General features: G+C 57.4%; 13 protein-coding genes. 11 read left to right on the top strand and 2 right to left on the bottom strand.

The window, feature by feature from the left end; all coding sequences use genetic code 11:
• Positions 1 to 44 precede the first annotated feature (44 nt).
• Positions 45 to 440, bottom strand: a complete 396-nt coding sequence (locus RXV86_RS03635) for a nuclear transport factor 2 family protein (RefSeq protein ID WP_316297539.1) — start codon at positions 438 to 440, stop codon at positions 45 to 47.
• Positions 441 to 490: 50 nt separating this feature from the next.
• On the opposite strand from RXV86_RS03635, the gene RXV86_RS03630 reads away from it, so the two are divergent.
• From RXV86_RS03630 to RXV86_RS03620, 3 genes are all read left to right on the top strand, one after another.
• Positions 491 to 952: a YbaK/EbsC family protein gene (locus tag RXV86_RS03630; protein WP_316297537.1), complete on the top strand. Its 462-nt coding sequence runs from the start codon at positions 491 to 493 to the stop codon at positions 950 to 952.
• 181 nt (positions 953 to 1,133) lie between these two features.
• On the top strand, positions 1,134 to 1,586 hold the full coding sequence (locus tag RXV86_RS03625; RefSeq protein WP_316297536.1) for a DUF2852 domain-containing protein: 453 nt from the start codon (positions 1,134 to 1,136) through the stop codon (positions 1,584 to 1,586).
• A gap of 92 nt (positions 1,587 to 1,678) precedes the next feature.
• Positions 1,679 to 2,125 carry an RDD family protein gene (locus tag RXV86_RS03620; RefSeq protein ID WP_316297533.1) on the top strand — a complete coding sequence of 149 codons (447 nt, stop codon included), beginning with the start codon at positions 1,679 to 1,681 and terminating at the stop codon, positions 2,123 to 2,125.
• Between the two features lie 167 nt (positions 2,126 to 2,292).
• On the opposite strand, the gene RXV86_RS03615 is transcribed toward RXV86_RS03620, so the two are convergent.
• Entirely contained in the window at positions 2,293 to 3,087 is a 795-nt protein-coding gene (locus tag RXV86_RS03615; protein ID WP_316297531.1) for a helix-turn-helix transcriptional regulator, read from the bottom strand.
• Between the two features lie 121 nt (positions 3,088 to 3,208).
• Here RXV86_RS03615 and RXV86_RS03610 point away from each other — a divergent pair, with 121 nt between their 5' ends.
• From RXV86_RS03610 to RXV86_RS03575, 8 genes are all read left to right on the top strand, one after another.
• The gene (locus RXV86_RS03610; protein ID WP_316297529.1) at positions 3,209 to 4,330 is read left to right on the top strand and encodes an ABC transporter ATP-binding protein; all 1,122 of its coding nucleotides are present in this window, start codon (positions 3,209 to 3,211) and stop codon (positions 4,328 to 4,330) included.
• 30 nt (positions 4,331 to 4,360) lie between these two features.
• On the top strand, positions 4,361 to 5,518 hold the full coding sequence (locus RXV86_RS03605; RefSeq protein WP_316297527.1) for a spermidine/putrescine ABC transporter substrate-binding protein: 1,158 nt from the start codon (positions 4,361 to 4,363) through the stop codon (positions 5,516 to 5,518).
• A 22-nt stretch (positions 5,519 to 5,540) separates the two neighbouring features.
• The gene (locus RXV86_RS03600) at positions 5,541 to 6,392 is read left to right on the top strand and encodes an ABC transporter permease (protein ID WP_316297525.1); all 852 of its coding nucleotides are present in this window, start codon (positions 5,541 to 5,543) and stop codon (positions 6,390 to 6,392) included.
• A 9-nt stretch (positions 6,393 to 6,401) separates the two neighbouring features.
• Positions 6,402 to 7,220, top strand: coding sequence for an ABC transporter permease (locus RXV86_RS03595; RefSeq protein ID WP_316297523.1), 819 nt, complete (start codon positions 6,402 to 6,404; stop codon positions 7,218 to 7,220).
• Entirely contained in the window at positions 7,217 to 8,014 is a 798-nt protein-coding gene (locus RXV86_RS03590) for an SDR family NAD(P)-dependent oxidoreductase (RefSeq protein WP_316297522.1), read from the top strand. Before RXV86_RS03595 ends, RXV86_RS03590 begins: the two co-directional genes overlap by 4 nt.
• Before the next feature lie 22 nt (positions 8,015 to 8,036).
• The gene (locus RXV86_RS03585) at positions 8,037 to 8,828 is read left to right on the top strand and encodes an SDR family oxidoreductase (protein ID WP_316297521.1); all 792 of its coding nucleotides are present in this window, start codon (positions 8,037 to 8,039) and stop codon (positions 8,826 to 8,828) included.
• Positions 8,829 to 9,153: 325 nt separating this feature from the next.
• On the top strand, positions 9,154 to 9,966 hold the full coding sequence (locus tag RXV86_RS03580; RefSeq protein WP_316297520.1) for an arginyltransferase: 813 nt from the start codon (positions 9,154 to 9,156) through the stop codon (positions 9,964 to 9,966).
• A gap of 521 nt (positions 9,967 to 10,487) precedes the next feature.
• On the top strand, positions 10,488 to 12,242 hold the full coding sequence (locus tag RXV86_RS03575; protein WP_316297519.1) for an acetolactate synthase 3 large subunit: 1,755 nt from the start codon (positions 10,488 to 10,490) through the stop codon (positions 12,240 to 12,242).
• Positions 12,243 to 12,259 lie beyond the last annotated feature (17 nt).

The following is a 12,259-nucleotide window of genomic DNA, read 5'->3' as shown; positions in this document are numbered from 1 at the left end:
CACTCTCGCAAGGTCAATGACTTAACGCAAAGGCGCGGCGCGTATCAGGGAACCCCCGGCCCGACCGGCGTGTCCTGGCTAAACAGGTTGCGCCACCCCTCCGGCCCGCGCTGCCACAGCGAGCTGACATACATCGCTTCATTCTCGCGCACTCCAACCCGTCGGAAACGCGCCAGGTAGCACAGCATCACGTGATCCTGCCCTACCGGCAGCAGCCGCGCCTTGCTCAGATCGTAGCTGGCAACGCTCGGCCCGGCCTCCAACTGACCGGAATGATCGTCACGTCCGGCAAACCCATCCGGGTAAACGCCCAGGAATTCGGGCAACAGCATGTCGTGATCCGCATTACGATCCCCCGTGACCAGGGCCCGCCACACCACCTCTTCCAGCGCCAGCATTTCTGCAATTGTCGGGGGTGCGATTTCTGAATTATCCTGCATCGGCAAACCATTGCCGCCTCAGCCCGGCAAGTCAACGAAAGGCCCGCCTCATGTCGAAATCGCTCAAACGGGTGCAATCCGCCCTCGAAGGCATCTCGGCCATTGTCCTGGAAACCGGCGAGGCCCGCACCGCCCAGATGGCCGCCGACGAGTTGGGCGTCGAGGTCGACCAGATTGCCAAGTCGATCATCTTTCGCGGAGAAGACAGTGGCGAGGCCATCCTGTTCATCACCGCCGGCGGCAATCAGGTCGATCCCGCCAAGGCCACCGCACTGGCAGGCGAAGCTCTGGGCAAGGCCGATGCCGCGCTGATCCGCGCGCAGACCGGTTTTGCTATCGGTGGTGTCGCCCCCGTCGGTCATCTCAATCCGATCCGCGCCTTCCTCGATCCCCGGCTGACCGATTTCACCCTGGTCTGGGCCGCCGCAGGCACACCGCGCCACGTGTTTTCGGTCTCTCCTGCTGACCTCGAGCGTCTCTCCGGGGCCACCATAACCAACTTCACCACCTGAGCAGCCCGGGGTTTCGCGAAAACCAAACGCACAACCCGTTGATAACAATCCATTTTCAAATAAAATGTAAAAAACATTCACATTGACCCTTGCCAAACCCCCTCCCCATGCCAATCTTGGCAATGTGAAAGGCATTCACATTCCCGCCTTCACCGGAAACGATTAGACATAGGAGACACACATGACCACCGCCGCCCCCGCCGCCGAAACCTCTCAACCGATGGGTTGGTTCCGCCGCGCCGAGGCCTGGCTTGACGACAAGGGCAAAGGCGCCTGGATCGTCGCCATGATCCTCGGGTTCATCTTCATCTGGCCTGTCGGCCTCGCCCTTCTCTTCTACATGATCTGGAGCAAACGCATGTTCAATGGTTCCTGCAGCCGCCGCCATCATCGCCGCCACGCCCACTTCCACGCCACGCGCAGTTCGGGCAACTCGGCGTTCGACGCCTACAAACAGGAAACCCTGCGTCGTCTCGAAGACGAACAGGGCCAGTTCGAGGCCTTCCTGCAACGTCTGCGTGACGCCAAGGACAAGACCGAGTTCGACGCCTTCATGGAAGAGCGCGCCGCCGAGGCCGCTGTCTCGGATAACGAACCGGTCGAACAAGACGAACCCAAGAAGGAAGACGCGTAAGTCCCACGCGTACTCCCCTCCCGGCCCGGCCCTCCCCCGGGCCGGGCATTTTCACGTGCCCCTTACCCGGCCTTACTGATAAACACCCTCCCATGACACCCGACTGGCGCCTTCCCGACCCGCATTTCCAACCGGAATTCTATAGGGACGTTCCGCTCAAGCGGTTTCTCGCCTTCCTGATGGATACCGCTCTACTGCTTGTGATCAGCGTAATCCTGGTAGTTCTGACGCTTGGATTGGCGGCGCTACTGATCATTCCCACATGGTGGCTGCTGAACTTTGCCTACCGCGCCATTTCGCTCGCCAACTGGTCCGCCACCCCGGCGATGCGCTTCCTCGCGATCGAGTTCCGCAACGCCGACGGCACCCGGTTTTCCCTGGGCGATGCGTTTGCCCATACATTGGGGTTCATGTTGTCCTTCACATTCTTCCCGGTGCAGGTGCTTTCGATGGTTCTTATGGCCACATCGCCGCGGGCGCAGGGACTGACCGACAACATCCTGGGCACAGTCGCCATAAATCGCCGGGCGGGCCGATAAAGAACGGCAGCTTTCAGCCTTTGAGCGGGCTTTAGCTGCGGTTGGTTTCAATTGCGGCTCTGCGGGACTTAGTGAACTTTCGCTGCGACTGCTCCAATGGCCGCTTGTTGCGCTTCGCTGACGTCAGAACAAGTGTGAGATTTGACTTCTGCGTTTGTCCCGGTTCCTCAAGAACTGCCTCCTGTCACCAAGGTGTCGATGAATTTGGAGAACAGTTCGCCTTGAGACCTGATCTGGAGTTTGGAGTACACGTTTCGTCGGTGGATGCGCACGGTTCCAGGAGAAATCTCAAGGATGCGCCCCACAGCGTCGGCAGAATGCCCTTTGAGGGTGTATTCGACCACCTGTCGCTCCCTGGGGGTAAGAACCCCCTCTCCAAAACTGGTGAAAGCAAGCTCCACGCTTTGGTGCAAGCTTTCATCTGAAGAGTTATCTGCGTCTACGCCGAATTGAATGGCAAGGTCGCCCCAATGACGTTGGCAAGCTGCCTGCACCACCGGCCAGAACTCGCCGAGTTGACGAAACTCTTTCGCGGAAAACGCTTTTTGGGCCCGCATAAGGGAGACCACAACAATCGCGTTGTCGGGCATTTCAATGAAATAGCCGATCTCTTCGGCCAGGCCTGTGCGCGCATAGTAGCTTCGAAAATACTCGCCCTGAAAGAAACGATCGGGTGCCAGGTCTTTGATCCTGTAAAGACCGGGAACAACCTGGTTGCCACAGGCCAGATAGAAAGGATCAAGAAGGTAAGGACCTTCCTGATAATCCTCGACGAAAACCTTGCGTTTTCCTCTTGGAAAGTCGTCGAACAGATCCATCGGGCGGGCGGCCCCAAGGTATCCGAAGACGACAGTATAGTCGACCGAAGCGATCCCTGTCAGAGCATCGGATAAGGCTTGTGCGAAACTCTCGGTTCCGATTGCATCGATGAGCGTTCCTGTCGCCTTGATCAAGGTCTTCATGCACCATTTCCCGCCACTCTGTTTGGTATACTAAATTTGTGGTATATACAGCTAAATCACTTTTTCTTACAGTTTTCTCAATATCGATAGTATTCAACAAATCGGAAAAAGATAGAGATAAATGGAAGATGGGGGATACGTCGGGGTTTCGCAGCCGACGGACAAAAAGGCGATTGCCGAACTGAAAGGCGTTTCCAAACGCTTTGGCGATGTGCTGGCAGCCAGCGACTTGAACCTGTCGATTGGCGAGGGTGAATTCCTGTCTTTCCTCGGCCCATCCGGGTGCGGAAAAACTACGGCGCTTCGCATGCTGGCCGGGTTTGAAGCCCCTACAGAGGGTGATGTTTTGCTGGATGGCGAAGTGGTGAATGCGCTGGATGCACACCACCGGCCCGTGAACATGGTTTTCCAACAGTACGCCTTGTTCCCGCATATGACGGTTGCACAAAACATCGGATATGGCTTGCGTCAACGCCGTCCGCGTCTTCCCAAAACGCAGATTGCCGAAAAGGTCAGCAAGGCGCTGGATGTCGTGCAACTTGGCGGGTTTGAAGATCGCAGGACCTGGGAAATGTCGGGTGGGCAGCAACAACGCGTTGCATTGGCCCGCGCTATCATCAATGAGCCAAAGCTTTTACTGCTGGACGAACCCATGGCGGCGCTGGACCGAAAACTGCGCAAGGAAATGCAGATCGAGTTGCAGGATTTGCAACGCCAGCTCGGCATCACCTTTGTTCTGGTTACCCACGATCAGGAAGAAGCTCTTTCGATGAGTGACCGCATTTGCATCATGCGAGAGGGTCGAATTGTTCAGATTGGCAGCCCGCAAGAGCTCTATGACCGACCCAATTCACGCTATGTCGCCGATTTCGTCGGAACCTCGAATTTTTTTGATGGAACAGTATCTGATCTGAGCGGTGAACTGGCGACGGTTGAGTTGGATAACGGAATGAGCATGCAGGGAACCCCCGGGGGAGACCTGACCAGGGGGCAAGATGTTTCCATCAGCGTGCGTCCCGAGCAGATGAAGCTGCATCATCAGGGTGATGGGATTCCCGTCGAATTGCACAACCGGATTTTTCTGGGAGAACACACTGAATACCTGGTGAACCACGAAACCCTTGGCGATTTTCTGGTGCTGTCACCAAGGCAGTCAGAATTGGCCGAAGGTGCCTTTGATGTAGGCGACAAGGCGACTGTGTCCTGGGAGGCGAGCGCGGCGCTTATCCTCGACCGAAACTAGCAAAGACCGCAACTAAAGGGAGTAAATTCAATGACAAAAGACATCGACCACATCTCCAAGAAGGAATTCATGGAAAAGCTGGAAAGCTACAGGAAAGGCTCGATCACACGTCGCCATTTTCTGAATGTGACAGGGCTGGGCGCTGCGACGGCTGTCCTGGGCGCAACGGTTCCCGGTTTGCGTCCAACCCCGGCTTTTGCAGGTGACATCGGCGACCGTGTTGTCGTCGCCACTTGGCCGAACTACCACGACGCCGCAAACTTTGATGCCTTTACCGAGGCCACCGGCGCGCATGTGCAGGTCAATGTATTCGGCTCGAACGAAGAAATGCTGGCCAAGCTGCAGGCCGGCGCGACCGGTTGGGATGTCTACGTGCCGACCAACTACACGATCGAAGACTACGTCAAGGAGGGCCTGATTGAGCCGCTGGATACCAGCATGCTGCCCAACTACGACGCTTCGGCCTTTGATCCGCGTTATGCCGAGGCCGGATCGGTCGATGGAAGGCTTTATGCCGTGCCCAAGAACTGGGGCTCGACCGGCATGGCGGTCAACACCAAGCACAATGGCGGCAAGCCGATTTCATCGTGGAAAGAGTTCTTCGATATCACGATGGACAAGTTCTCGGGTCGCACAATTGTGCATGACTATCAGCTGACCACGATTGGCAGCGCGCTGAACTATCATGGCTATTCGTTCAATTCGGTCGACGAAAAAGAGCTGGCAGATGCCGAAAAACTGCTGATTGCAGTGAAGCCACATTTGTTCGCGATCACGTCCGATTATCAGCCGTCGATGCGCAATGGCGATGCCTGGCTAACGATTTGCTGGTCGGGCGATGGCAAGCAACTCAACACCGACATGCCCGAAATTCACTATGTTCTGGGCGCCGAAGGTGGTGAGATCTGGAGCGACTATTATGCGATCCCGAAAAGTTCGGAACGCAAGGCGGCGGGCTATGCCCTGATCAACTTCCTGCTGGATCCACAGGTCAACGCCAAGGAGGTGCTGGCCCATGGGTATCCGACCGCCGATTCACGCACCTATGATCTGTTGCCGGATGCGTTGAAGAACGACCCGATCCTGTTCCCGGCGCAAGAGCTGCTTGATCCGCTCGAATTCGGTGCCGCCGTAACCCTGACCGATCCGAACCGTGCCGAATTGATGGCGCGTTTCAAGTCGGCCTGATCAGGATCGGGATGAAAACAACATGACGCGGCGTACCCGCAATTGGCTATTGTTGGCACCCGCCGGAACCTGGTTTCTGGTGATGCTGATCATACCGCTGACTGTTGTTTTCATCTTCAGCTTCGGAGAGCGAGCACCGTCTGGTGGCGTCGTGCTCGCTTTCTCCTTTGAACAATATGCTAATCTCCCGGCCCGCTGGGCGGCGTTCAAGAATACGATGACTCTGGCCCCGATTGGCACGTTGTCTGCATTGTTGATTGCCTATCCGCTGGCCTATTTTTTGGCTGTAAAGGCGAACCCGAAATGGAAAACGATCCTGCTTGTGCTGGTCATCGTTCCCTTTTGGACCTCAATCCTCATCCGAAGCTACGCCTGGATCTTCCTGCTGGGCGGGCGCGGTATCCCTGCGCTATTGGAATGGGTGGGGATTGAGGGCGTTCGTCTGATCAACACGCCTTTTGCCGTTCTGATAGGCATCATCTATGGCTATCTGCCGCTGATGGTGTTCCCGATTTTTGTCAGCCTCGACAAGCTCGACAAGGGCCTGCTTGAGGCCTCATCAGATCTGGGTGCCAAACCCTGGCGCACCTTCCTGCAAATCACGCTGCCATTGTCAATTCCAGGTATCGCGACCGGTTGCATGCTGGTGTTCATCCTGTTGATGGGGGAATACCTGATCCCGGCACTTCTGGGCGGCGGCAAGGTCTTTTTTGTCGGCAATGCCTTGGTCGATCTCTTCCTGCAATCCCGCAACTGGGCCTATGGCTCGGCGGTGGCGGTGACACTTGTGGTGGTCATGCTGATCACGGTCACGGTCTACATGCGGCTTATCTCTCGTCTCGGCGCAAGCCGCGAAGACGTGTCGATCATGTGAGGGAACCCGATGAGACTCTATGCCGTTTTCGTTTACCTGTTCCTTTACATCCCCATCGGCGTGATCGCGCTGTTCAGTTTCAACGCCGGACGCCACGCAAGCCAGCTACAGGGCTTTTCAACCAAATGGTACGGCAAGGCTCTGTCCAACCCGTTTGTCATGGATGCACTGGAAACCAGCCTGATCGTCGCCTTTACTTCGGCGCTATGTGCCAGCGTCTTTGGCACCATGGCCGCCGTCGCCCTACAAGGGATCAAAGGTCCACTGCGCACCGCGTTTGACATGCTGATCTACATCGCCGTCATGATCCCCGGCATCGTGATCGGGATTGCCACCCTGATCGGGCTGGTCACGGTATTCGATCAGCTGAACCCGCTGATCGCCGCAATCTGGCCCGATGGGTTCAAACCGCCCAAGCTGCGCATGGGCATGGGGTCGCTGATTGCGGCACACACGATGTTTCTGATGGCGCTTGTGGTTATCATCGTGCGTGCCCGCCTTGCCGGCATGGACCGCGCATTGACCGAGGCCTCCTCGGACCTCTACGCCACGCCAATGGGCACGTTTCGGCAGGTGACATTGCCGATGATCTTTCCGGCAATCCTGGCCGGGTTCCTGCTCAGCTTCACGTTCAGCTTTGATGACTTCATCATCGCCTTCTTCGTCGCCGGGTCCGAAACCACCTTGCCAATCTATGTATTCTCGTCGATCCGTCGTGGCGTCACGCCGGAAATCAACGCCATCGGCACGATGGTTCTGGGCGTGTCCCTGTTGATGCTGATCACGGCGCAATTGTTGCTACAACGCGGGGGCAGGAAATCGAAATGAGCCTGGCACAAGCAACCAATGCCCCCACCGCCTTTCCTCTGCTGGAGGGCAAGGTCGCCCTGGTCACCGGCGCCGGGTCAGGCATCGGACGTGCAGGGGCGATGGCAATGGCCCGGCACGGCGCGCGGGTGGTTGTGACCGACCTGGATGGCGGCAAGGCGGCGCAGGTTTTCGATGCGTTACAGGCCGAAGGGATCGACGCCGTTGCAGCCGGGCTTGATGTGACCGACGATGCTGCGGTTGCTGACCAGATTGACCAAATCGTGCAAGATTTCGGTCGCATCGATGTGCTGCACTCGCACGCGGGCTATCAGATCGAGGGCAATCTGGAACAGGTTCCTATTGAGGGCATGGATCGGTCCTGGCAACTGAACGTCAGATCGCATTTCATCGCGGCCCGCGCGACCATCGGGCATATGCGGGCGCAAAGGGGCGGCAGCATCATCATCACCTCGTCAAATTCGGGCGTGCAATACGACCGCGAAATGATCGCCTATGCCACCACCAAACACGCGGTTGTGGCAATGACCCGACAAATGGCCGCCGACTATGCCAAGGAAAACATCCGGTTCAACGCTCTGTGCCCCGGTTTCATCGATACGCCGTTTAATGCGGGGTTCGAAACCCAGATGGGCGGGCGCGAAAAGCTCGAAGACTATGTCTCCCGCACCATTCCGATGGGCCGCTGGGGCACAACCAGTGAAATCGCCGATTCAATCCTGTTTCTGGCCTCTGACATGTCTACCTTCATGACCGGGCATGCGCTGGTCATTGATGGTGGCGAATGCATCTAAAATTCCGCTTGGAGATCACCCCATGACCCAAAGTACAAAATCCCCGAACGGCCGTCTGGCAGGCAAAATCGCGGTCATCACTGGCGGTGCCACAGGCATGGGCCGGGCCACTGCGCTGGCCTTTGCCGAAGAGGGCGCCAAGGTCAGCATCTTTGATATTCAGGATGAAGAGGCGCAGAAAACTGTCGAGATGATCCGCGAAGCAGGCGGCGAGGCCGCGTTCTTTCATGCCGATGTGACCAAGGATGCCAAGATCAACGCCGCCTTTGACGCCGCGATAGAAACCTTTGGCCCTTACAATGTCTTGTTCAACCACGCGGGCACCATCATCGTGAAACCGCTGCACGAAACCACCGAAGACGAATATGACTGGCTGATGGATGTGAATGTAAAATCCGCCTTCCTGACCTGCCGTCGTGCGGTCAAGGATATGAGCGCCTCGGGCGGTGGCTCCATCGTCATCACCTCGTCGATTGCCGCTGAACTGGGCTATGCGCTGGAATCCGTTTATTGCATGTCCAAAGGGGCGGTTTTGCAACTGGCCCGCACCATATCGACCGAGTACCGCGACGCCGGCATCCGCTGTAATGCCGTTTGCCCCGGCTTTGTCGAGACTGCCCATGGTCTTAAGGAAATTGCCGAACTGGACGCTGCAGGCCAAGAATGGGAAGATTCCGGTATGGCCGCAACGCAGGGCCGCATTTGCTATCCCGAAGAAGTCGCGGCAGCCGTGGTGTTCTTGTCATCTGACGAAGCCAGTTTCGTGAATGGCAATGCCACTTACGTTGACAACGGCTGGTACGCGAAAGGCTAATACGGTCGAACGAAGCTCCTGTCGATCTGTGTGCGAGTTAGCCGAGCGTGACTTTTGCATTCTTTTGGTATCCTCCACAGTGACATTGAAGGGTATCTGAGGGGCTGTCAGCTTGGAGTCGTTTGCTCAGCCAGCAATGGCAGCAATACGCGCTTCGCACCAGTTCACGCTTGGCGCAGCATTGAGCAATGAGGGTTCAAAGCCGCCATTCGCCGCAAGAGACGCGAATGACCGCAAGCCACCCTTAACGCCAATTTTAATCAATGCTTTGACATCATATCCACACTTGCTATCGTTCCTTGGACTTTTTTGAACCTCCGAACCGATGCGCCATACACTTCCACTTGCACCGCAATTCTATGTGACCGCCCCCCAGCCGTGCCCCTATCTCGAGGGCCGGATGGAGCGGAAACTGTTTACCGCGCTGCAAGGTGAAAGCGCGCAGAAACTCAATGACACCCTCTCGAAACAGGGCTTCCGCCGCTCGCAGAACGTGCTCTACCGCCCGTCCTGCGCCGAATGCGCCGCCTGCCTGTCCGCGCGTATTCGTGTCGACCGTTTTGAACCCTCGCGCAGCCAGAAACGCGTCGCCAAACGCAACGCGCAACTTGAGCGCCGCGCCACCTCGCCCTGGGCGACCGAGGATCAATACGCCCTCTTCCGCCGCTACCTCGACAGCCGCCACGCCGATGGCGGCATGGCCGACATGGACGTGTTCGAATTTGCCGCGATGATCGAGGAAACCCCGATCCGCAGCCGCGTCATCGAATATGCCGACCGCGACACCAGCGCCCTTTCTGCCGTCTGCCTGACAGACGTGCTCGAAGATGGCCTGTCCCTCGTCTATTCCTTCTTCGATCCCGACCTGGCGCGCAATTCACTTGGCACCCATATCATTCTCGACCACGTCGAGATCGCCCGCGAAGCCAACCTGCCTTATGTCTATCTCGGTTACTGGGTTCCGGGGTCTCCGAAAATGGGCTACAAGGCCAAATTCTCGGGACTCGAGGTCTACCAGAACGGCGAATGGCAAGTGCTGGACGACCCCGAGGTGTTTTCCGCGGCGCAGCACCCGCTCTCGACCGATCCCATCGCCGAGCAGGTCGCCAATATCTCGCTGCCGGACATGCGCCGCTGATCCGATTTTCAGGGTGGATTTTCAACACGCACCCCCGCCGCGCGCTCGATTAACCTAATTTCCGGTTAACGTGGCCCGGCAAAAATGCCCGACAGATAGCAGACCGATTCCAGCCCCAAGGATCTGTGATAAATCACGCCATTAACTTCACACTTCCTGATGGAACGCTCGCTAAATTTCCCGTCGCATGGCTGGACACATCGACTCGCCCCTCATTTTCGCGGGTTTTGCTGCTTGATTTTCCATTTCATTCGCACCGCGCCCCGTTTGGCGCAACAATATGTCGCAGAATTTCCCTCTCGCGACATGATTTTCACATCCTTTGCGGTTGACGCCCCCGGATCACCCCCCTAATGTCCGCCCACGCATGAAGGAGTGTTCAACATGGCCAATGTGGTCGTACTTGTAGGAAAACCGCGCATGGGCCGTTAACCGGAACCGATGTTCCCACCCATGCGCCCCCGCCAGATCGGGGGCTTTTTTATGCGCCAAAGCAATGTGTTAGACGGAGCCTTAGAAAAATGACACGTCAAATGTCCGGAGCAAAAATGCTGGTCCAAGCCCTCAAGGATCAGGGCGTGGAAGTCGTATTCGGCTATCCCGGCGGGGCTGTGCTACCGATTTATGACGAAATCTTTCAGCAGAACGACATCCGTCACGTGCTCGTGCGCCACGAACAAGGCGCCATCCACGCCGCCGAAGGTTATGCCAGATCGACCGGTAAACCCGGCGTCGCGCTGGTAACCTCTGGCCCTGGCGCAACAAATGCCGTCACCGGCATTACGGATGCCCTGATGGATTCGATCCCGTTGGTGGTTTTCTCGGGCCAGGTTCCGACTTTCATGATCGGCAACGACGCTTTCCAGGAGGCCGACACCGTCGGCATCACCCGCGCCTGCACCAAACACAACTGGCTGGTCAAGGAAACCGGCGAGCTGTCGAGCACCATTCACGAGGCCTTCCACGTCGCCACCTCGGGCCGCCCCGGTCCGGTGTTGATCGACATCCCGAAGGACGTGCAGTTCGCCTCGGGCACCTATACCCCGCCGCAGAAGGCGGACTTGGGCCATTACCAACCGCAGGTCAAAGGCGACATGGAGGCGATCACCGAACTGGTCGAAGCGCTTGAAAAAGCGAAGAAACCGATCTTCTACACCGGCGGCGGCGTGATCAATTCAGGGACAGCGGCAAGCCAGCTGTTGCGCGAATTGGTCGATGCCACCGGCTTTCCGATCACCTCGACCCTGATGGGTCTGGGCGCTTACCCTGCCAGTGGAAAGAACTGGCTCGGCATGCTGGGTATGCACGGTCTCTACGAGGCCAATATGGCGATGCATGGATGCGACCTGATGATCAACATCGGGGCACGGTTCGACGACCGGATCACTGGTCTGGTCGATGCCTTCAGCCCGAACTCGATCAAGGCCCATATCGACATCGACCCAAGTTCGATCAACAAGATCATCAAGGCGGATATCCCGATCGTCGGCGATGTCGGCCATGTGCTTGAAGACATTCTGAAAGTCTGGAAAGCGCGCGGCCGCAAAACCAACAAGGACTCGCTTCAGAAATGGTGGTCGCAGATCAATGACTGGAAGACAGTCGACTGTCTGAATTTCTCGAACTCCGACAGGTTGATCAAACCGCAATACGCGCTGCAACGGCTCGAAGCCCTGACCAAGGACATGGACCGCTATGTCTGCACCGAGGTGGGTCAACACCAGATGTGGGCGGCCCAGTTCCTGGGGTTCGAGGATCCCAACCGCTGGATGACCTCAGGCGGCCTGGGTACAATGGGCTATGGCCTGCCAGCCTCCGTGGGCGTGCAAATGGCTCACCCGGAAAGCCTTGTCATCAACGTCGCCGGCGAGGCCAGCTGGTTGATGAACATGCAGGAAATGGGCACCGCAGTACAGTTCCGCCTGCCGGTCAAGCAGTTCATCCTGAACAATGAACGCCTTGGCATGGTGCGGCAATGGCAGGAACTGCTGCACGGCGAGCGCTATTCGCACAGCTGGTCCGAGGCCTTGCCCGATTTCGTCAAGCTGGCCGAGGCCTTTGGCGCCAAGGGGATCAAGGTCGACAACCCTGCCGATCTGGACGAGGCGATCAAGGAAATGATCGCTTATGACGGGCCGGTCATCATGGACGTGATGGTCGAGAAGCATGAAAACTGCTTCCCGATGATCCCGTCGGGCGAGCCGCACAACAAGATGCTCCTGGGCGACGCCAGCACACAGGACGCCATCGGGTCTTCCGGGGCCGTTCTGGTCTGAGCTTTGATACAGGAACG

Source organism: Aliisedimentitalea sp. MJ-SS2, from assembly GCF_032586155.1.
GTDB lineage: Bacteria > Pseudomonadota > Alphaproteobacteria > Rhodobacterales > Rhodobacteraceae > JAWHTC01.
Note: the sequence above shows the minus strand (reverse complement) of the source record. Positions and strands in the feature narration are given on the sequence as shown.